At 61.4% G+C, this 19,767-nt stretch carries 17 protein-coding genes, 2 tRNA genes and 1 pseudogene; 2 read left to right on the top strand and 18 right to left on the bottom strand.

What is annotated here, in order from left to right:
- Positions 1–217 precede the first annotated feature (217 nt).
- The 15 genes from ACESWY_RS06750 to ACESWY_RS06680 all read right to left on the bottom strand — a co-directional run bounded on the left by ACESWY_RS06750 (position 218) and on the right by ACESWY_RS06680 (position 14,469).
- Positions 218–291: transfer RNA gene (locus ACESWY_RS06750), tRNA-Gly, on the bottom strand.
- A 6-nt stretch (positions 292–297) separates the two neighbouring features.
- Positions 298–374 (bottom strand) — tRNA-Pro (locus ACESWY_RS06745).
- 91 nt (positions 375–465) lie between these two features.
- Positions 466–1,824 carry a branched-chain amino acid transport system II carrier protein gene (gene brnQ, locus ACESWY_RS06740; protein ID WP_373093739.1) on the bottom strand — a complete coding sequence of 453 codons (1,359 nt, stop codon included), beginning with the start codon at positions 1,822–1,824 and terminating at the stop codon, positions 466–468.
- Between the two features lie 67 nt (positions 1,825–1,891).
- Positions 1,892–3,031 carry an aminotransferase class V-fold PLP-dependent enzyme gene (locus ACESWY_RS06735; protein ID WP_373093737.1) on the bottom strand — a complete coding sequence of 380 codons (1,140 nt, stop codon included), beginning with the start codon at positions 3,029–3,031 and terminating at the stop codon, positions 1,892–1,894.
- On the bottom strand, positions 3,028–3,279 hold the full coding sequence (locus tag ACESWY_RS06730) for a putative Se/S carrier protein (protein ID WP_250787400.1): 252 nt from the start codon (positions 3,277–3,279) through the stop codon (positions 3,028–3,030). Before ACESWY_RS06730 ends, ACESWY_RS06735 begins: the two co-directional genes overlap by 4 nt.
- Positions 3,280–3,298: 19 nt before the next feature.
- The gene (gene yedF / locus ACESWY_RS06725; protein WP_055286145.1) at positions 3,299–3,925 is read right to left on the bottom strand and encodes a sulfurtransferase-like selenium metabolism protein YedF; all 627 of its coding nucleotides are present in this window, start codon (positions 3,923–3,925) and stop codon (positions 3,299–3,301) included.
- Between the two features lie 60 nt (positions 3,926–3,985).
- Positions 3,986–5,035 (bottom strand): selenide, water dikinase SelD, encoded by a 1,050-nt coding sequence (gene selD / locus ACESWY_RS06720; RefSeq protein WP_373093734.1) that lies wholly within the window; start codon positions 5,033–5,035, stop codon positions 3,986–3,988.
- A gap of 70 nt (positions 5,036–5,105) precedes the next feature.
- Positions 5,106–5,870 (bottom strand): acyl-CoA dehydratase activase, encoded by a 765-nt coding sequence (locus ACESWY_RS06715; protein ID WP_373093732.1) that lies wholly within the window; start codon positions 5,868–5,870, stop codon positions 5,106–5,108.
- Between the two features lie 155 nt (positions 5,871–6,025).
- Entirely contained in the window at positions 6,026–7,189 is a 1,164-nt protein-coding gene (locus ACESWY_RS06710) for a double-cubane-cluster-containing anaerobic reductase (protein ID WP_373093730.1), read from the bottom strand.
- Between the two features lie 150 nt (positions 7,190–7,339).
- Positions 7,340–8,623, bottom strand: coding sequence for a double-cubane-cluster-containing anaerobic reductase (locus ACESWY_RS06705; protein WP_217107794.1), 1,284 nt, complete (start codon positions 8,621–8,623; stop codon positions 7,340–7,342).
- Between the two features lie 429 nt (positions 8,624–9,052).
- Positions 9,053–10,123, bottom strand: coding sequence for a sulfate/molybdate ABC transporter ATP-binding protein (locus tag ACESWY_RS06700; protein ID WP_196031902.1), 1,071 nt, complete (start codon positions 10,121–10,123; stop codon positions 9,053–9,055).
- Between the two features lie 3 nt (positions 10,124–10,126).
- Positions 10,127–11,569, bottom strand: a complete 1,443-nt coding sequence (modB, locus tag ACESWY_RS06695) for a molybdate ABC transporter permease subunit (protein WP_226790559.1) — start codon at positions 11,567–11,569, stop codon at positions 10,127–10,129.
- 68 nt (positions 11,570–11,637) lie between these two features.
- Positions 11,638–12,513, bottom strand: a complete 876-nt coding sequence (gene modA / locus ACESWY_RS06690; protein ID WP_346979085.1) for a molybdate ABC transporter substrate-binding protein — start codon at positions 12,511–12,513, stop codon at positions 11,638–11,640.
- A 203-nt stretch (positions 12,514–12,716) separates the two neighbouring features.
- A complete protein-coding gene (locus ACESWY_RS06685; protein ID WP_118080408.1) occupies positions 12,717–13,196 on the bottom strand; it encodes a MogA/MoaB family molybdenum cofactor biosynthesis protein in 480 nt (159 codons plus the stop codon).
- Positions 13,197–13,206: 10 nt separating this feature from the next.
- Positions 13,207–14,469: a molybdopterin molybdotransferase MoeA gene (locus ACESWY_RS06680; protein ID WP_148332157.1), complete on the bottom strand. Its 1,263-nt coding sequence runs from the start codon at positions 14,467–14,469 to the stop codon at positions 13,207–13,209.
- A gap of 211 nt (positions 14,470–14,680) precedes the next feature.
- Here ACESWY_RS06680 and ACESWY_RS06675 point away from each other — a divergent pair, with 211 nt between their 5' ends.
- Together ACESWY_RS06675 and ACESWY_RS06670 are read left to right on the top strand one after the other, a co-directional pair.
- Complete coding sequence (locus tag ACESWY_RS06675) at positions 14,681–16,102, top strand: chloride channel protein (protein ID WP_373093725.1); 1,422 nt, start codon at positions 14,681–14,683, stop codon at positions 16,100–16,102.
- A gap of 87 nt (positions 16,103–16,189) precedes the next feature.
- Positions 16,190–17,152 (top strand): diacylglycerol/lipid kinase family protein, encoded by a 963-nt coding sequence (locus ACESWY_RS06670; RefSeq protein ID WP_373093723.1) that lies wholly within the window; start codon positions 16,190–16,192, stop codon positions 17,150–17,152.
- A gap of 86 nt (positions 17,153–17,238) precedes the next feature.
- On the opposite strand, the pseudogene ACESWY_RS06665 reads toward ACESWY_RS06670, so the two are convergent.
- From ACESWY_RS06665 to ACESWY_RS06655, 3 genes and pseudogenes are all read right to left on the bottom strand, one after another.
- Positions 17,239–17,547, bottom strand: a pseudogene (locus ACESWY_RS06665) (peptide chain release factor family protein); the annotation flags it as partial.
- A 153-nt stretch (positions 17,548–17,700) separates the two neighbouring features.
- A complete protein-coding gene (locus ACESWY_RS06660; RefSeq protein ID WP_195544895.1) occupies positions 17,701–18,279 on the bottom strand; it encodes a xanthine phosphoribosyltransferase in 579 nt (192 codons plus the stop codon).
- A 157-nt stretch (positions 18,280–18,436) separates the two neighbouring features.
- Positions 18,437–19,741, bottom strand: coding sequence for an MFS transporter (locus ACESWY_RS06655; protein ID WP_373093721.1), 1,305 nt, complete (start codon positions 19,739–19,741; stop codon positions 18,437–18,439).
- Positions 19,742–19,767 lie beyond the last annotated feature (26 nt).

Genomic DNA, 19,767 nt, shown 5'->3' with positions numbered 1-19,767 from the left:
TGGCTGAGCCCGATGGAGTACCGCAGGAAGCTTGGATACGCCTAGGCGCGGTCCAAGAAATCGTCCGCACCCCCAAATGAGCCAAATAAGCCAAAAAACAGTCCGTATTTCACCGCAACTTAAGAGGGGATGTGGGGCGGCATCGATTCCCGTCACCCCGTGCACTTACGAAAATGGCTCTGGTCCCAAAAGGAACCAGAGCCATTCGTCTATCTTATGGAGCGGGCGACGGGAATCGAACCCGCGTCATCAGCTTGGAAGGCTGGGGTTCTACCATTGAACTACGCCCGCAAGATATGGTCGGGACGACAGGATTTGAACCTGCGACATCCTGCTCCCAAAGCAGGCGCGCTACCAAACTGCGCCACGTCCCGAAGGTGTTGAGCAGCTAAGGTCTAAACCTTGCGTGTCCCAAAGCGAAGGAAATTATAGGGGAGACTTCGCGCCTGTGCAAGCGACGATACCCTAGCTCCTCGAATGTGCGACAAACTGGCTATGGGCCAGGCCAATCACAAACGCCACCACGGCGACTGGCGCCCACGCGGCACCGATATCCGCCAGGGGCAATGCATCGAACGGCAGCCACGCGCCCGCAAAGAACGCGTCGCGAACCGAGGTGATCACACTCTGCACGGCAACCACGCCGCCGACCCAGACCCACACCTGCGGATGAGCGTCGCAAAAGCCGTGCACCAGGCCCATCAGTACCAGCACGATGGCGACGGGATACAAGGCGTTGAGCATGGGCACCGAAAACATGAGGATCATGTCGAGGCCCACGTTGGAGAGCACGCACGAAAACGCCGCGAACACAAAGGCGAGAATCGCAAAGGGACGGCGCATAGCCTCCTCGGAAGCCTCCGCCCCCCCTTCGACCACATACGTCTCGCAGAAGTAGCGCGAGCAGCAGCTGATGAGGCCGATGCACACGTTCATGCAGGCAAGGAAAAAGATCGCAAAGACCACGACCGTGCCGACAAGACCAAAGTGCATAGAGGCCGAACGGGCAAGGATGGCGGCGCCGTTGGTAGCATCGGGCATAACCGTGCCGAGCTGCATGCCGGCAAGCGCCAGGCCGCAGTAGATGACGGCCATGAGCACGCCGGCGATCACACCGGAACGCGAAATCTCGAAGGCCACGCGCTTGTCATCGGTAACACCCAGCTCGTGGATGGTCTCGGCGATGATAATGCCAAAGGCGAGAGACGCGAGCAGGTCCATGGTCTGGTAGCCGGTCAAAAAGCCTTGCACGGCGGCGCCTGCATCGTAGGGAGCTTGAGGCGCGGCAGCCGGTCCCAGCGGCGAGATCACGGCAGCACCCACGACCAGCACGATGAGCGCGATAAGCGCGGGGCCCGTAATGCGACCGAGCACGCGCGTGATGACGCCCGGACGCAGCGTGAGCGCAAACGCGACGACGAAGAACCCGATGGCAAACACCAGACGTGCCGTGCCGAGCGAGACGCCCTCGGGCAGCAGTGGCACCAGCATCTCGAAGGCTGTGGAGCTCGTGCGCGGAATAGCCAGGCACGGGCCGATGGCCAGATACACTGCCGCGACAAAGAACTCACCAAACTTGGGGTGCACGCGGCCGGCAAGCTCGCGCGCCGTTCCGGCAAGCGCCACGGCGATAAAACCCATGACGGGCAGGCCGATGGCGGCGATGAGAAAGCCAAGCATAGCGACCGGCGTGGCAGAACCTGCCTGCAGCGCCAGCAGTGGCGGAATAATGAGGTTGCCGGCGCCAAAGAGCATCGAGAACAGGGCGATGCCGACGGTAACGACATGGTCGGAGCGTAGACCACGCGAGGCGGATGAGGCCATAAGAGCACCTTTCGAATCGAAACAAAAACGGGACGGGCATAAGACCCGTCCCGCAAGTATATACGCTCTAGCAGGCTAAATCGCGCAAAGCGTCAATCGCGGTGTCGACTTCCTCGACCGTGTTGAAATACCCAAACGAGAAGCGAACGACACCCTGACGCTCGGTCCCTAGCGCACGGTGCATGAGCGGAGCGCAATGGGCACTGGGGCGCGTCGCAATCCCCCACCCTTGCATGAGCGCATCCGAGATCTCGGCAGAGTCGATATCACCCACGTTGAGTGAGACGATCGCCGAGCGCACGGGCTGGTCAAACGCACCGTAGAGCTTGATCTCCGGGATTTCGCGCACGCCAGCGAGAAAGCGATCCGCCAGTGCTCGCTCGTGTGCCGCGATCGCCTCGACTCCGCCTTGGGCCTCGATAAAGTCGAGACCTGCGGAAAGTCCCGCGATACCGTGACCGTTGAGCGTGCCCGCCTCGAGGCGAGTGGGCCACTCAAGCGGCTGCAGTGCATCGAAGCTGTGCACGCCGGTGCCGCCCATGGCCCACGGTGCCATGTCAATTCCCTCCGCCACGGCCAGGCCGCCGGTGCCTTGAGGTCCCATGAGCCCCTTGTGGCCGGTAAAGCACACGACGTCGAGCCCCATGGCGCGCATATCGATATGCGCCGTGCCGGCAGACTGTGAGGCATCGACGATCACCAGCGCGCCGGCCGCATGGGCCATGGCGGCCACGCGCGCAATGTCGACCTCATTGCCGGTCACATTGGAGGCGTGCGTCACCACCACGGCACGCGTGCCCGGCGTGACCAGCCGCTCGAGTTCGTCGTAGTCAAGCACGCCGCTCGCGTCGCAGCCCGCATGTTCAACGGTCACGCCCTGCTCTGCTGTCAGGCGGTTGAGCGGACGCAGCACGGAGTTGTGCTCGAGCACCGTCGTGACCACGCGGTCGCCGGGGCGCACCACGCCACAGATGGCGGTGTTGAGCGCCGCCGTAGAGTTGGGCGTAAAGCACACATGGTCCGCCCTCGGGCAACCTAAAAGGCGCGCGAGCTTGGCACGGCAACCGTGAATCGTACGAGCGGCATCGAGGGCACCCGACGTGGCGCCACGCCCGGCATTGCCGAGCGAGCACATCGCCTGCGTCACGGCATCGATCACCGTCTGCGGCTTGTGCATGGTCGTCGCCGCGTTATCCAGGTAGATCATCGCACGACCTCCCACATATCAATCACGGTATAGCCCTCGGTAGGAACACTCGCCGCGGCGAGTTCGGCGCGCAGCAGCTCCTCATCGGCAGGCGACGCCTTCCACGCCAAACCGCAGCCGGCAGCGACCTCCCCGGGCACGGGAATCGTTCGCCCGGGAAGGCCGCGCTCAATGCACAGGGACTCGCAACCCATGGCGGCCGCCGTGGTGGGGAACGTGATGACAAGCGCCGGGCGCTTCTCCCTCATGGCAACTCCAACCAATACGCTACGGGCGCACGACGCGCACGGCCTGCTCCATCTTCTCCACGATCACGTACATGTTGGTGACCTCGCCCACTGCAAGTTGGTCTTTAATGCCATAGTGGTCGAGGCAGGTACCGCAGGTGAGAATCTCGACACCCTGCTCAGCCAGCCCCTTCAGGTCGTCGAGCACCGGTGAGCCCTCGACGGTGAGCTTGGCACCGCCGTTGTAGAACAGCATGGTCGCGGGCAGCTCCTCCTGCTGCGTCACGGCAAAGATAAACGCCTTCATGAGCTTGTGGCCCAGCTCGTCATCGCCACGGCCCATGCAGTCGGTGTAGACGGAAATGACGAGCTTGCCCTTGCCGGCGCTGGCGTCGCAGAAGGCAGCGCCATCCTGCTCAGGATCGGCCACGGCAACGGCGCCAGAGGTCGCCACGGTCACGTGCCACTCGGCGTCAGAAACCTTCTCGACCGAGGCCGTGCAGCCCTTCTCCTGCGCCATCTTGGAGATGTTCTTGACGGCGGTCTCGTTGTCGACCGAGGTCACCACGGCACCCTCGCCATCAAGCTGTTTGAGTGCCTTAAGTGTCTTGACGACGGGCAGCGGGCAGGCATCGCCCATGGCATTGACTTCAATTTTGGTAGACATAGCTTTTCCTTTCGAAAGAACCGTTCTAGAGAACGGTAAACAGTTACATAAACGTGCGGGCTAGCGGACAACGCGGACGGCAGGACCGCCCAGCTCCGCCTCGCAAACGCGACCGACGACGGCGGCAACGCGCCCCTCGGCATGCAGACGACGCGCAAGCTCATCCACATCCGCCGCGGGCGCCGCAATAAGCAAACCGCCCGAAGTCTGCGGATCGTACAGTGCATCCAACATTCCCAGCTCCAAGTCTTCGTCGGCAGCCACACGCGGGCCAAAGAAGTCTTGGTTGCGGTAGGAGCCCGCGGGGATAATGCCCAGACGCGCCATATCGAGCACCTGGTCAAAGAGCGGCACCGCCCCCGACGCAAGTTCAATCTGCACGCCCGAGCCCTCGGCCATCTCGCACGCATGCCCGATCAGGCCAAAGCCCGTAATGTCGGTGCAGCCGTGAAGCTCGAGTCCCTCGGCCAGACGAATCGGAGCCTCGTTGAGGGTGCGCATCGAGTCAAACATGGCTGCGGCCTCGTCCTGCTCGATGAGCTCGCCCTTAATGGCCGTGGTGATGATGCCCGAGCCGATCGCCTTGGTCAGCAGCAGAACATCGCCCACGTGCGCGCCACTGTTGGCGAGCATACGGTCGAGTGGCACAAAGCCGCTCACGGACAGACCGTACTTGGGCTCGTCGTCGTTGATGGTGTGGCCGCCCGCGATGGAGCAACCCGCCTCGACGCACTTGTCGGCGCCGCCCGCCAGAATCTGGCCGGCAACCTCAACGCCCAGGCAGCTCGGAATGCACAGCAGGTTCATGGCATGGCTCGGCCGCCCGCCCATGGCGTAGATGTCCGACAGCGAGTTGGCCGCGGCGATCTGGCCAAAGAGGAACGGGTCGTCAACCATCGGTGGGAAGAAGTCAATGGACTGCACGAGCCCCAGGTTCTCCCCTACGCGGAAGACGCTCGCATCGTCGGAGGTATCGAACCCCACGAGCAAGTTGTCGTTATGCACATTGGGTAAATCGCCCAGGACCTGGGCGAGGGCTCCGGGGGCCAACTTAGCGGCTCAACCGCTCGCGGCCGTCATAGACGTAAGCTTAATCTGATCGTCAGCCATCGATACCTCCTCTCATCGGTCAATCATTTTCTCCCAGTATACGCATGAATGCGAGCCGACGGCGGATGCATTAATTGAGCGCCTGTGCGCGAATCGCCGCGCCGATGGCACCGGCGAAGCGGGCCTGGGGCGAGGTGGTGACCGGCGACCCCAGCAGCGCCGCCAGCCGCTCCACAACGTAAGCGTTCTCGCACAAGCCTCCCGTCAGGTAGTACGGAGCACCCGTCGCCTGCCCGGCCATAGTGGCCACGCGCGAGACCACGCTGTCGATCACGCCACGCGCAATGTTCTCGCGCGGCTCACCGCGACCGATCAGGCTGATAACCTCACTTTCGGCAAACACCGTGCACATGCTGCTGATCTTGGTGGGCTCACCGGAAAGCGCCAGGACGGCCATCTGCTGCTGGGAAATGCCTAGGCGGTCGGCCATGATCTCCAAAAAGCGCCCCGTGCCGGCAGCGCACTTGTCGTTCATGGCAAATTTGGCCACGCGACCGCCCTTGATCTGAATGACCTTGGTGTCCTGACCGCCCACGTCGATCACGGTGCCGTGGTCGCCAAACAGGCGCACAGCACCGGTACCGTGGCAGGTAATCTCAGTCACGACCTTATGCGCATAGGGCACGGCGACACGACCGTAGCCGGTCGCGATCACGCGCACGTCGTCGGCAGCCACGTCATAGCCGGCCGCGGCAAGCTCGCCGCGCAGACGCTCCGCCGCATCGACCGAGGAGAACCCGGTTGGCTGCACGCACGTCCACGCCACCGAACCCTCCCCGTCGACCACAGCAGCCTTAGCCGCCGTAGACCCGATATCGATCCCGATCCCTATCATGGCTCTCTCCCAATCTAAATATCAAAGGTAGCGGCGCGTTCAGGCGCCTTAGCTCTAGGTTTCTCAGGTGCCGGAGATTGCCCCGAAAGAGGAGCGCAGCGTACTTTGGGTACGCAAGCGACGGTTTGAGGAGCAAGATCCGGTGCCTGAGGAAGCTAGAGGGTTTCGATAAAGGCGGCGATGCGAGTCTCGATCTGGCCCATGTCGCCGTTGCTGTAGTCGGTCTCGATCTTCATATACGGAATGCCCGCACCCTCGACGGCCTCCTGCATGCGTGCACTCTCCACGTTAAAGGTGTGGCACGCCTGGAGCACGCTCTCCACTACGCCATCGACGTGATACTTCTCGCACATGGCCAGCGTGTTTTCCATACGACCGTCGTTGGGCGTCATGACCGAGCAGTTGATATCCAGATAGCGGTCGGCGATGGCGCGCAGAATGTCGGGAGCCTCCGGGTCGATCATCATGGCCGCCGTGCGCTCGCCCGAGCAGTCGTCCATGCACACGACCACACCGCCGTTGGACTCGATAGTACGGCCGATCTTGTTGATCACGCCGCCCACCGGGCAGCCGGTGATCAGAATGCGCTTGGCGTCTGCCGCGACCGGGCGCTCACCCGCGTCGTAGGTCTCGCGCAGCTTGGCAACCTTTTGCTCCAGCTGCTGCGTATAGGCCTCGATATCAAAGCTGAACGTACCGGCAAACATGGTGCTCATCAGATCGACGCCGCTCATGGCCGCCGGCTGGTTGGCCTGCAGCGCAAACATCTCGAGCTGGGCCGCACGCAAGCGGTTGCGACGACGGACGGCAGCGCGCAGATCATCGTCGGTAATCGCGATGCCGTAGAAGTTCTCGAGCTCCTCCTTGAGCAGGCGGCACTCCTCGTACCAGCCTTCACGCTCGTAGGCGCGATCGCGACCCTGCGGCAGGTGCAGAATGTGCGTACGCTTGAGCTCGTTGAGTAGCTCGTACATCTTCTTCTTGCCGTCGCAGGTGGTCTCACCGATGATCATGTCGCTAAAGTACGTAAACGGGCACTTTTGCGAGTAGGCAAAGCCGTACGTCGACTTGATGAGCGGACAGAGATTTGCCGGCAGCACCTTCTCGGCCTCGGGAATCACCTCGTCGGACGTGCCGCACAGCGCCACGCTCGCAGCCCCCGCGGCATCGATAATCTCGAGCGGCGTGTAGCTGCACAGAAAACCGACCAGGCGATTACCCGCCTGCTTATAATCCTTGACGCGAATAAACGCCGCCTTGCGCTGCTCGTTGAACTCCTCAAACGTGGACGGCAACGGCTGCTCAATATTTTCCGACATATAACTTCTAAACCTTTCAACCAACCAAGGAAACGGCTTTCCCAGGTGCCCGAGGTTGCCGTAAAAGAGGAGCGCCGCGTACTTTGGTACACAAGCGACGGTTTGAACGGCAAGATCGGGTGCCCGGGAAAGCCGCCGGGGCGGATAGTCCTAAATGGTCTCCAAGAAAGCTTCGATCCTGGTTTGTAACTGACCTGCATCCTCGCCAGCGTAGTCGGTCGTGATGTGCATAAACGGAATGCCGACCTCCTCGGCGGCCTTCTCCACGGCAAACGACTCCATCTCGTAGAGCGTGCAGAACTGCAGGGCCACGTCGACGATGCCGTCTACATGCAGGTCCTTGGCCATCTGAACGATGTCCTTCATACGCTGGTCGTTGGGCGTAAAGACGGCGCAGTTGATCTTAAAGTAGCGCTCGGCGATGGCGTCGAGCATCTCGTCGACCGTCTCGCCGGACTCGTCGACCAGGTCCTTGTAGTAGCGCGAGCCCGTGCAGGACTCCTCGCCGACCACAACGCCGCCGGCCTTCTCGATGAGGTTGAACAGTTTCCAGTTGGGCACGGCCATGGGCGTACCGGTGTACAGGATGCGCTTGGTCCCCTTGGGCGTCACGCCCTCGCCGGCCTCGACACGCTGCTCGCACTCAGCCGCCATATCGTTGATGGCTCCGGTCAGACGCGGCGTGTCGTCCATAAAGGCGGCCTGAACGGTCAGCAGGCTGTCGAGACCGCTGATGGGCGCCGGGTCGGCAGCGCGCGTGGCTGCGAGGCGCTGCAGGGCGCGACGCTTCTCATTGACGGCGTGGATGGCGGCCTTCAGACGCTCGGGCGTAATCTTGACGCCACACTCTTCCTCGATCTTGTCGGCGAGCTTCTTGACCTCGGCCTTCCAGGTCACGAGCGTCGACTCGTCGTGTACGTTGGGAATATCCATGACGTACATGTTCTTTTGCGTGGCAAAAAACTCGTAGGCTTTCTTCTTGCCGTCGCAGGTGTTCTCGCCTACCACCAAGTCACTCGACTCAATGTAGGGGCAGACCTCGCCCAGCTTAAAGCCGGCAAAGCTCTTGATAAGCGGACAGGTGTTGCGCGGCAGGTGCTCCTCGACCTTATCGGTTGCCCAATCGGCACCAGAGCATAGACCCACGGGGATACCGTCGCAGGCAAGTACGATCTCCTCGGGCACGTAGACGCAGAACGAGCCGACGATCTTGGTGGCCTCGCCGGCCTCCTTCTTGTCGAGCATCTCCTTAATACGGCCGCTGTGGATGTTGGTGGCGACAAAATCCAGGTAGGACGTAGACTTGGGGCGATTGTTCTGCGTCAGGAACATATCGCCGTACATCTGGCCCACGGCGCCCAGCAGCAGGTCGTGGTCGGCAAGATTCATGCCGAGGCTCTCCCACATCGGATGGAAATCAAATTCTTCAGCCATGACGGTTCCCCTCTCGAACCAAAAACGGATAACGGCGGTATCGATGCACGACGGACGGCGATTGTCCGGCCGTGCTCAAACCCGGAATTTTAGGGAACCTGCCTTGCGGACGGTTATTTAGTTGTGCGTCGTCTCTCCCGGAGCCGTGAACATACCTGCTCATATGCGGCTCCGAGCCATATATAGGGCACGCGCGGCAACGCGGCGAATGTATGTCGTCTGCGGCATGTGCGCACCCTCCTCTACAAGTTGAGGTCAACTATATCAACGGTCGTCGACCATGCGAACACCGTTGACATTCGTACGACAACCTCGTGTGCCGTCGTTTAATAAATAATTATCTGTGTTGATAAGAGTTTGTCATTCCCCATTCGGCGAACGGCAAGACAAAGCCGCCGAGACTTATATCCCCGACGGCATTACCCGGCGCTACCGACAAACCAGATGGATCCTGCTGGCATCAAAATGCATACGCAGGGTCTCGCCTTCTTGCGGTAACCCATCCGCTGGTACGCTCAATTTGTTGACCTTCCACTGCAGACGCGTTGGCGCATCGGCCCGCGGCGCATCCAACAGCACCAGGCGCTCAAAACGCGAATCGCTCACGCGCGCCACGTGCAGGTCGTAGCTGTTGCGACCCCGCTCGGCACGGTTGTCCACATGGAAGTAGCTCGCGCGAATGCCCAGGTACGCCACATTATCGGGAACCTCGCGACCCACGTTAAAGGTCATGCCCCAATCGAGCGCCTCAACTTCTTCGTCGCCGATCTTGCGCGCCCGGCTTGTGTTCTTGCAGCCCGTCAGGCGCAGCGCCGCCAGCGTCTGCGGACGGCGGACCACGTCCTCGACGGAGCCGATCTCCTCGACATGTCCGTTATGCATCACGCAAATGCGCTCGCACAGGCGGCATGCCTCGTCAATATCGTGGCTCACGTAGAGCACGGTGCGGTTGCATACATCGAACAGGTCGAGCATGTTCTGTTCGAGGGCGCTCTTAAGATAGGAATCGAGTGCGCTCATGGGCTCGTCGAACATAAAAATGCCCGGATGCGCCGCCACCATGCGCGCAAGCGCCACACGTTGCTGCTGACCGCCCGAGAGTCGCGCGGGATAGCGGTCGGCAAAATCGGCCAGTCCAAAGATACCCAGGTAGCGCTCGGCAAGCTGCTTGCGCGCCGCGGCGTCGCCCGCATCCTTTACGCCGGCACATACGTTATCGGCCACTGTCATATTAGGGAACAGCTGATAGTTTTGGAACAGCAGGGCGCATTTTCGCTCCTGGGGCGACAGGTTGATGCCCGCCCCCGAGTCAAAAAAGGTCACGCCGTTGACGACGATCTTGCCCTCGTCGGGCGTCTCCACACCGGCAATGCAGCGCAGCGTGCAGCTCTTGCCACAACCCGAGGCGCCCAGCAGCGCCACGCGCTCCTCGCCGGCCTCAAGCTGCATGTCGAGCATAAAGCCGGGATAGCGCTTTTTGATATCCAGAACGAGTGACATGACCTATCGACCTCCCTGCGGCGCCGCATCATCGCGCATGAGCTCGGCCAGCGCCTCGCGATCGATACGCAGGGCATCGCCGCCGACTGGGTCGAGCGAATCGCCCTGTCCGGCGAGATCTTTGGCCTGTTTGCGCTCCGCACGGGAAAGGCCCCGCTCGCGATACTTTTGCGAATGAGCGGTGTACATGTTGATGAACAGGATGACCAAAAAGCTAAAGACAATCACGACGACGACCCAAAAGAGGGCCACCGACGTGTTGCCGCCCATCCACTCAAAGTAGATGGCGATGGGAATGGTCTGCGTAATACCGGCGTAGTTGCCCGCAAAGAACAGCGTGCAGCCAAACTCGCCCATCGCGCGGGCAAAGGCGAGCACCGTGCCGGCGGCAATAGAGGGCCACCCAAGCGGCATCATAAGCTTGGTAAAGATGAGACGCTCGGACCATCCCAAGGTTCGCGCGGCGTCGAGCATCTGCGTGTCGAGGCTCTCGAAGGCTCCGAGTGCCGTACGATAGACGAGCGGGAACGACACCACCACGGCAGAGATCACCGCCGCCGGCCACGTAAAGACAATCGAGACGCCGTGCGCGATAAGCCACCGACCGACCCCGGTCGATCGACCAAATAGCATAAGCAGCAAAAAGCCGCACACCGTAGGCGGCAGCACCATAGGAATCGTAAAGACCGAATCGAGCAGGCCCTTGATGCGACTCGAGGTACCCATGGTCTTCCACGCGGCGAACAGGCCCAGCGCAAACGCGATCACCAGGGCAAGACCGCTCGTTTTAATGGACACCCAAAACGGGCGATAGTCGATGTCGCACAAAAAGGAGGTCAGAGAGGTCCAGGGCCCCTGCTCATCCCGCAATACGACAGACGATGCTTCTACCATGTGAGCGCTATCAAGCCAACGCGCGCCGCCCTTGGCATCACCCGAGGCTGATGCAATCACCACATAGCGGTCCCCATCCGCACCGCGCTCGTCAAAGCCATAGGTATACCCGCCGGAATCAAACGTTGTTTCCGCCGTGACATACCAAGGAAGATCCACGTCCCCCAGCTGCGCACCTCCCATGCAGTTTGCGCTGTCGAGCTTACAGACGAGGGCCTTGAGACCCGATACGCACTCGTTGTCCTGCGGATCCAATCCATACTTCTCGACCGCCTTGGGCGATATCCACACCACAACGCGATCGGCAGCAGGCGCCACCACAAGGTCCACGTCCTCGTCAACGGGAAACCGGTAGCCCTCAGGCTGGCCCTCCATGGCACGAGCGGTCCCCTTGGCCAGCCGCTCAAAACCCTCGATCCCATAGGAAAGCCCATGAGCGGTCGCAGCAACCTGGGCCCCGTCCTCAGCGTCCCCAGCAAACGCAAATCCCGGCACCCAGCAAAGCGCGAAGGTCAAAGCACAGGCGACAAGCATGCGGAATCTATTAAGCACGAAAAGCTCCAAGCGAATACAAGAACGGAGTGAAACACAAAACGATGGAATTATCGCGCCAAGCCGCACTACGCGGAAAGCTCAAAGCCGTACTTGGCCCAAATCTTCTGAGCCTTCTTGTTGGTCAGACAGAAGTCGATGAACGCCTTGGCTTCGTCGGCGTGCTCGGAGCTCTCGGCAACGGCACCCGGATACACGATGGGCTTGTGCGAGTCCTCGGGACACACGAAGGCCTCCTCGATGCCGTCGTAGCGGAAGATATCGGAGCTGTAGACAAATCCAGCCACGCAGTCGCCCGTGGACACATAGGCGGCGGCGGTACCAACTTTGTCGGCCAGGGCCACCTTGTCGGCGATCTCGGGCGCATACTCGCCGTCGTCGCCCTCGATGCCGGTGTAGAGGCCCACGGAAGCCAGCGCCTGGTTGGCGTACTTGCCGGCGGGGACGGTCTTGGCGTCGCCGATGGCGATCTTGCCGTCCAGGTTCGCGACGTCGGCGATGGCCTCGATCTTGGTGTCGGAGCCCTCGGCGCGAATAATCACGAGGTCGTTGACGAACATGTCCTCACGCGTGTCGGCGTCGACGAGCTCGGCGGTCTCAGCGTCATCCATGGTACCCTTGGAAGCGGTGATGAGCACGTCGACCGTGGCGCCGGCCTTCATCTGCTCAACGAGGTCGCCGGAGGCCTTAAACTGCGTATCGGCAAAGGTGGTGCCGGTCTGGTCGGTGTAGAGCTCCTGGACCTCGGGAAGGGCCTTCTCGAGGGAGTTGGCGGCAAAGACCTGCAGCTCGACGGTTTCCTTCTTGGAAGAGGCCTTGGCGGAGCCGGCATCGGATCCGGCCGGCTCGGACGTCTTGCTGCCCGAGCAACCGGCAAGACCAAGGCCGGCAGCGGCGACAGCAGAAAGTGAGACGAATCCGCGGCGAGAAACCAAATCGAACATATTCAACCCTTTCGGACCTTGTGCCCGGGTACCCCACCGCGGGCTTTAATCTGCAACCAGATTATACTTCTGCGCGAATAATGTTAGTGAGAAATTATTCTCGCCAGAGAATATAGTTTCGAGTTAGCGTGCACCTCGGCGTCGCTTCGGCGGAAAACAAAGGCGGAGCAGCCGTTTAGGTCGCCCCGCCGCAGGTAAACCGCTTAGTTGGTATGTCCGCCGCCCGCTGTCATCTGAGCTGCGTGCTCCAGCTGATCTGCTATGGCCTCCCAGCTTTCGCGGGCGGCCTTCGTAGAACCGGGAAAGTTTACGACAAGTGTATGACCTCGTTGCATGCAAATAGCGCGCGAGAGCATGGCGCGGCGCGTCTTGGTCATGGAGTACGCACGGATCGCCTCGGCAATACCCGGCACATCGCGGTCGCAGACGGCACGCGTCGCCTCGGGCGTCACATCGCGCATCGAAAGCCCCGTGCCGCCGCAGGTGAGCACGACATTGGCGTGACACTCATCGGCGGCCTCCACGATGGCATCACCAATCTCGCTGACGTCGTCGCGCACGACCACATGTGAGGCGACCGTCCAGCCCTGTGCCTCGATAAGCTCCTCGAGTGCGGCCCCAGCCTCGTCCTGGGCAAGGTCGCGCGTATCCGAGCACGTCACGATCGAAATCTTCAACTCCATAGCGATCCTCCTATAGCACCGTTCCCTCAGGCAGGTCGACACGCACGACATCCACGACGTCGCCCGCCGCAAGGTCGCACGGTCCTTCGTCAATACGCAACAGGCAATTGGCCCGCTGCATCGTGCCGAGCAGCGCCGAATTCTGCGTCTTGGCCTCGGTCACCAACAGCTCACCGGTCTCGGGGTCGCGCAAAACCGTGGCGCGATCGAAGAAGCGGCGATGCTGTCGCTTTTTCACGCCATGTGTGAGCGTCGCCTGCTGCACGGGACGCACGCCCTCGGCAAAGCCGCGCATCTTGCGGATCGCCGGACGGGCAAGCATCTCAAAGCCTACATACGCCGCGGCCGGATTGCCTGAAAGCCCTAGGTAGGGCTTACCCCCGAGCAAGCCAAACGTGATGGCCTTGCCCGGACGCATCGAGATGCGGTCAAACAGCACCTCGCCCTCGCGCCGGACGAGCGCCGTCACATAGTCGTAATCGCCCGCCGAGGCGCCACCGCTCGTAATGACAAAATCGCACTCTCGCGTGGCGCGATGTACCAGCTCGGCAATCGCCTGCTCATCATCGGGCGCGATGCCGTAGAACACGGGCTCGGCGCCGGCATCGAGTGCCTCGGCCATCAGCGCCGAGGAGTTGGAATCGCGAATCTGACCACGCGCCGGTACCTTACTCGGTGCGACCAGTTCCGTGCCCAGCGAGATGATGCCCACACGCGGGGCAGCGTGCACCTTCACGCTCGCGTATCCGGCGCTCGCCAGCAGACCCGCGCCCGCCGGAGCCACGACCTCGCCGGCGTGCATCACAACATCGCCGGCATGGGCCTCCTCGGCAGCAGAGCGAACGTTCTCCCCTACCTTGGCCGGCGCCGAGAACCTCGCTCGCGAGCCCTCGTTGCCGTCACCGTCGAGCACATCGACGATCTCATACTTCACCACGGCATCGGCACCTTCGGGTACCGGCGCGCCCGTCATGATGCGGACCGTCTCGCCCGCGCCGATTGCGCCCTCAAACACATGGCCCGCGGCCTCGTGTCCGATAACGTCAAGCGTCACCGGCGCCTCGTCAGACGCCTGCGTCAAGTCCGCCGAGCGCACGGCATATCCGTCCATAGCGCTGTTGGCAAACGGCGAGATGTCGATATCGGCCACCGCGTCCTCTGCCAAGGGAAGACCGGCAGCCTGCCACGCGGGAATCTCGACAACTTCGGTGCGATTCACGTGCGACAAGACGATCGCCTGTGCGTCCTCCAACGGAATGAGTATCTCTGCCATATACACCTCTAGCATGCAGCGGCGCACATCACGGGCGCCGATTCTTTATGTTTATCTCAGTATAATCCCTCGCCGCCTGCTCAAGACCTGGCCTGCGACCGCGAATACACCTGTCGGTAACGGACGGCGAAACAGAGCCGAAACCAACCTGCCGGTTTGTCTCGTTTGGCACGTTCTATAATGCTCGTGTTGCAACCCAAAAGAGGAACGTATGGCTTTTACCGACAAAACCGAAAGCGCAAACGAAACGCAGGATCATTCCCAGCCGCTCGACGACGGCGGCTTTTTCTCCCTGAACGACGTCATCATGGCAGGCAGACATCAGCTCACTCGCTCCGAGCATCTCTTAGCTGCCGACACGCGCCGCAACGTCCGCAACCTACTCGTGAGCGCCAAGTTGCTCGTGCTCGTCGTCACCGTATCGCTCGCCATGGGCGTTGCCGCTTGGGCGTTTTTGGCCTCGTTGAATATCGCGACTGACTATCGCGAGCACCATGCGTGGATTTACGCGCTGCTTCCCGTTGTGGGCGTTGCCACCGCATGGGTGTACAAAAACCACGGTCTTGCCGCCAAACGCGGTAACAACCTGGTCATCGACTCCGCTCTGGGCACACGCCTCATCCATATGCGCATGGCCGTCCTCACCTTCGTCTGCTCCACGCTCACGCACCTCACCGGCGGATCGGCCGGTCGTGAGGGAGCTGCGGTGCAGATTGGCGGCACCATCGCCAGCAACATCTCGAGCCTCGCCCACCTCAAAAAGCATGACCACCACGACCTCATGCTCGCCGGCATCTCGTCGGCCTTTGGCGCCGTATTCGGTTCGCCCCTTGCCGGAGCTTTCTTTGGCATGGAGATGTGCTTTATCGGCAAGATCGACTACACCGCGGGCATCTACTGCCTGGTCGCCTCGTTTACCGGCTACTTTACATCACTCGCCCTGGGTACCGAGTACGAAGCGAATGTCATCGCCAGCGTTCCCAACATGACACCACGGACGGTTGTCATCGTTGTTATCAGCGCCATTATCTTCGGTCTGACGGCACGCCTCTTTGCCTGGTCAGTTCGAACCGTCAAGAGCCTGTACGGTCGCTTTATCACCAATTACCTCGTTCGCGCACTCATAGGCGCACTCGTGGTTTTGGCCGCCTATGCCCTTCTCGACGCCTGGGACTACGCCGGCCTTTCCACGTGGCTTTCCGGCGCCGGATTTGCCGGCAACACCACCCTGGCAGACGCAGCCATCAAGTTGGTCGTCACAGCGCTTACCCTGGGTGCGGGCTTCCAAGGCGGCGAGGTCACGCCCCTGTTTGGCATCGGTGCGGCGCTCGGCGGCTGGATCGGTTGCCTCGTCGGAATCGACCCCAGTTTTCTGGCGGCTCTCGGCATGCTCGGCGTGTTCTGTGCCGGCCTCAACGTGCCCATCACCACCTGCATGATGGCCATCGACCTGTTCCACGGCACGGCAGCCGGGTTCTTTGTCATCGTGGCCTTTATCAGCTACCTAACTGCCGGACACCGCGGCGTGTACCCCGCCCAGCGCATCATCTCGCCCAAGCGCCGTTCGCTTATTGTGGATGAGGGCGGTACGGTAGCGGATGCTATCGAGCGCCACAACGACCTGATAGAGTAGACGTAAGTATTCGACGTGCAGCCACAATCGGGGGCAATTCGACCTGAGCGCGACCGCACCGTCACGTCATACGCCGGGAGTCGCCCCATGCACGCAACTGATTTTGGCCGCACGCTCATCATCGCCAACCCAGCCGCCCAGTCGGGTGCGGCGCACGAAGTTGCCGAGCGCCTGCAACGCTTTTTGGACATGACTGCACGCGCATCCCAGTTTGACTTGGTGCTAACCGAGCGCATGGGACACGCCAAGGAGCTGGCCGCACAGGCCCAGGGCTATCGCACCGTTATCGCCCTTGGCGGCGACGGCGTGATTCACGAGGTCGTCAACGGGCTTATGACGCAAGAGGAGGACACCCGCCCCGCTCTTGCCATCCTACCCGTGGGCTCTGGCAACGATTTTGCCCAAACGCTCGGCATCGACGATTTCTCCGGTAAGGATTTTGGCGCGCTGCTCACCTGCGAGCTGCAGCGTCAGGACATCGGGCGCATTCGCTCGTGGAGCCCTGCGAGCGGCAGCGGCGAGGCTACCGTTGAGTACTACGACCAGACGCTCTCGGTCGGCATCGATGCCGCCATCGGCCTGGGCACCACCGAGCTGCGCAAAAAGACGGGCCTCGCCGGCGCTCCGCTCTACACCCTATCGGGACTTGAGCAGTTTGGCCTGCGCTATCGCAACTACCCCATGACCATCAGCTTTGATGGCGCGCCCGCCGAGCGCGTGCGGGCGATCATCATGGCAATTCAGCTGGGTCCTACCTATGGCTCGGGCTATCGCATCTGCCCCGATGCCGACCCCTGCGACGGCGTACTCGACGTCTGCTACGCCTGCGGCCCCGTTCCGCGTGCGGTTGCCCTGCCTATGTTTCTTTCGGCCAAGGACGGCCACCATACCAAGTTGCCACCGGTTCGCATGCGCCGATGCCGCCATGCCGAGCTCACTTTTGAGGAGCCCGACTACCCCATCCAGGCCGACGGCGAGCCCGTTGTCGCCTCACGCATCGAGGTCGACATCCTCGCCGGCGCCCTCGAGGTCTGGCACCCCACCCGCTAACCCCACCTAAGTTGCGGTGAAATAGGGACTGTTTATGCATCTAAAGCCGCAAAACAGTCCCTATTTCACCGCAACTTATGAGTAGGCTATTCGTCGCTGCCCAGCTTGCGACGGTTGGCCTTTTTAATGGCGTTGAAGTGCTTGTCGTTGAGCCTGCGCTGGCGAGAGCGCTGAGGCACCTTGGTCTTTACGCGTCGACGCGGTGGACGCCCGCGACGCTCAAGCTCAGCGCGCAGCTTACGCAGGCAGCTCGCGCGATTCTGAAACTGGCTGCGGCTCTCACGCGCCGTCACGACAATCCCCGTGGGCCCATGTTTCATGCGCACCGCAGAGTCCGTCGTGTTCACGCCCTGCCCGCCCGGACCTGTCGCGCGAAACACCTGTACCTCGCAATCGTGCGCCAGCTCCTCGACCGACATCTCGGCATAGCGCGCATACTCACGCCATCCCATCTTGTTCTCATCCATATCAACACCTCCCCTCATAAAAAATGTGACAAAGGGAAAGTCCCTTTGTCACATCGCATACCAATCGCTTGTGTTGCGCGCTTAGGCGAAGGTGATCTCGCCGTTCTCGCAGTCCATATCGGCGATACGGGCCAGGCTCTCAACGCGGAAGCCGCGCTGACGGAGCTTATCGCCGCCGCCCTGGAAGCCCTTCTCCACGGCAATACCGATGCCGGCAACCTCGGCGCCCGCAGCCTCGCAGATCTTGATGAGACCCTCAAGCGCACAGCCGTTAGCCAAGAAGTCGTCGATGATCAGAACCTTGTCGCCCTCGGACAGGAAGCGCTTACCTACAATGACCGGGTACTCCTTCTGCTTGGTGAAGGAGTAGATGGTCGTGGCATACTGCTCGCCATCGAGGTTGATGGACTGCGCCTTCTTGGCAAAGACCACCGGCACGCCGCCAAAATGCTGAGCTGCGATGCAGGCCATGCCAATGCCCGAAGCCTCAATCGTCAGGATCTTGTTGATCTCGACACCCTCGAACAGACGGGCCCACTCGGCACCCATGTGGTCGAACAGCTCAACGTCGCACTGGTGGTTGAGGAAGGCATCGACCTTAAGGACGTTACCGGCCTTTACGATGCCGTCATGGCGAATACGATCCTCAAGCTCCTGCATGGCGCAACCCCTTCTCGCGGCAACGATACCGCGCGATTAATAAACGTTGTTCGATAGTCTACCACGGACCGACCCCCGCCCGCCCCACAAGCCACATCGCACCACAAACCAGTCTTTTTGGGACGGCGCGAATCGTGGCAGACAGCCTCCCAACATGCTAATGGCGGGCGCGCATCTTCACCAAACGCACCATGGCAAGCGCAAAGCCCACGGCGGCCACAGCCATGAGTACGTAGAACACCGAGCGAAAGCCGAATAGGAATACGTCCGGACGACCTGTAACAAAACTGGTCACGGCCTCGCCCATTGCCACGCTCATCTGCCCATACAGGATATGCGACGCCGCCGTAATGCCGAGCGCCATGCCGGCGTAGCGTGCCAAACTACCCAGGCTGCCCGCAAAGCCGAGCGCTTCGCGCGGAGCCGAGCCCATATACAGCGAGTTGTTGGGGCTCTGGAAAATCGACGTACCGCACGACATAAACGCGGCACAGCACACAATCACAGGGATGGAAGAGTGCTCGTCGAGCGTACTTACCGCAAAGAGCCCGCACACGTACACGCCCAGGCCGACCGCCGTGGGACCCTCGCAGCCAACACGGTCCGAAACCGCACCCGAAAGCGGGCCGATAAAGGCATTCACCATCGGCAGCGCCAAAAACAGCAATCCGGAAATGTCGGAACCAAAGCCGTGGGCGTCCTGAAAATAGAACGGCAGGATAAACTCGGATGCGCCAATACCAACGAACACGATGAGCATGCAGGCAAGGTTGATGGTAAAGGCCGAATTTGCAAAGCAGCGACGAGCGGCCTCGGCAAGGGACATGGGACGGTCGCCGGCCTCCGGCTTAACATGCGGCAACGTGTAGAGCCCCACGATAAACGAGATGACGCCAATGGGCAGGTTGATGAGGAAGATGCTCTCCCAGGGAAAGCTTGCCACCAGCATGCCACCGAGCACGGGGCCACACATCATGCCGAGGGCCACGAAGGTCGCGAGAATACCCATGGCACGGCCACGTTCGCGCGCCGGAAACGACTCGGTGATGATACCCATGTTGTTAGCCATGGCCGCCGCGCAACCGATGCCCTGAACAATGCGTGCCAGGATAAGAACCTCGAGCGAGGCCGAAAGGCCGCACAGCAGCGAACCGACCGAAAAGACGATGACGCCCAGCTGGAACACATTCACCTTGCCGCGCACGTCGCCCAGACGGCCAAACGGCAACATAGCCACGCATGTCGCAAGCAGATACACCGAGCTTACCAGCTGAATGCGATCGAGGCCCACGCCCAGCTCCTTTTGCATCACGGGCAGCGCCACGGTCACGACGGTCGAATCCAGACACACCATAAACGTCATGATGAGCACGGTGAACAGAATCGCCCACTTGTTCTTGCCATGGGTGTCGCCCTCTAGGACAATGTGCTCGCGGCGCAGCTGCTCTGCAGTTTTCTCCATATCCATCCTTTCGAGTGGCCTAACGC

Source organism: Collinsella aerofaciens ATCC 25986 (assembly GCF_964237925.1).
Classification (GTDB): Bacteria; Actinomycetota; Coriobacteriia; order Coriobacteriales; family Coriobacteriaceae; genus Collinsella; species Collinsella aerofaciens_BJ.
This window is presented reverse-complemented; position numbering and strand designations above follow the sequence as displayed.

Bases quoted from the DNA above. Each gene is read 5' to 3' on its own strand.
- ACESWY_RS06730 (WP_250787400.1), bottom strand. From the start codon at position 3,279: ATGAGGGAGAAGCGCCCGGCGCTTGTCATCACGTTCCCCACCACGGCG.
- ACESWY_RS06735 (WP_373093737.1), bottom strand. From the start codon at position 3,031: ATGATCTACCTGGATAACGCGGCGACGACCATGCACAAGCCGCAGACG.
- ACESWY_RS06680 (WP_148332157.1), bottom strand. From the start codon at position 14,469: ATGGCAGAGATACTCATTCCGTTGGAGGACGCACAGGCGATCGTCTTG.
- ACESWY_RS06700 (WP_196031902.1), bottom strand. From the start codon at position 10,123: ATGTCACTCGTTCTGGATATCAAAAAGCGCTATCCCGGCTTTATGCTC.
- ACESWY_RS06675 (WP_373093725.1), top strand. From the start codon at position 14,681: ATGGCTTTTACCGACAAAACCGAAAGCGCAAACGAAACGCAGGATCAT.
- ACESWY_RS06715 (WP_373093732.1), bottom strand. From the start codon at position 5,870: ATGATAGGGATCGGGATCGATATCGGGTCTACGGCGGCTAAGGCTGCT.
- ACESWY_RS06655 (WP_373093721.1), bottom strand. From the start codon at position 19,741: ATGGAGAAAACTGCAGAGCAGCTGCGCCGCGAGCACATTGTCCTAGAG.
- ACESWY_RS06670 (WP_373093723.1), top strand. From the start codon at position 16,190: ATGCACGCAACTGATTTTGGCCGCACGCTCATCATCGCCAACCCAGCC.
- brnQ (WP_373093739.1), bottom strand. From the start codon at position 1,824: ATGGCCTCATCCGCCTCGCGTGGTCTACGCTCCGACCATGTCGTTACC.
- modA (WP_346979085.1), bottom strand. From the start codon at position 12,513: ATGTTCGATTTGGTTTCTCGCCGCGGATTCGTCTCACTTTCTGCTGTC.
- ACESWY_RS06705 (WP_217107794.1), bottom strand. From the start codon at position 8,623: ATGGCTGAAGAATTTGATTTCCATCCGATGTGGGAGAGCCTCGGCATG.
- ACESWY_RS06685 (WP_118080408.1), bottom strand. From the start codon at position 13,196: ATGGAGTTGAAGATTTCGATCGTGACGTGCTCGGATACGCGCGACCTT.
- ACESWY_RS06710 (WP_373093730.1), bottom strand. From the start codon at position 7,189: ATGTCGGAAAATATTGAGCAGCCGTTGCCGTCCACGTTTGAGGAGTTC.
- yedF (WP_055286145.1), bottom strand. From the start codon at position 3,925: ATGTCTACCAAAATTGAAGTCAATGCCATGGGCGATGCCTGCCCGCTG.
- ACESWY_RS06660 (WP_195544895.1), bottom strand. From the start codon at position 18,279: ATGCAGGAGCTTGAGGATCGTATTCGCCATGACGGCATCGTAAAGGCC.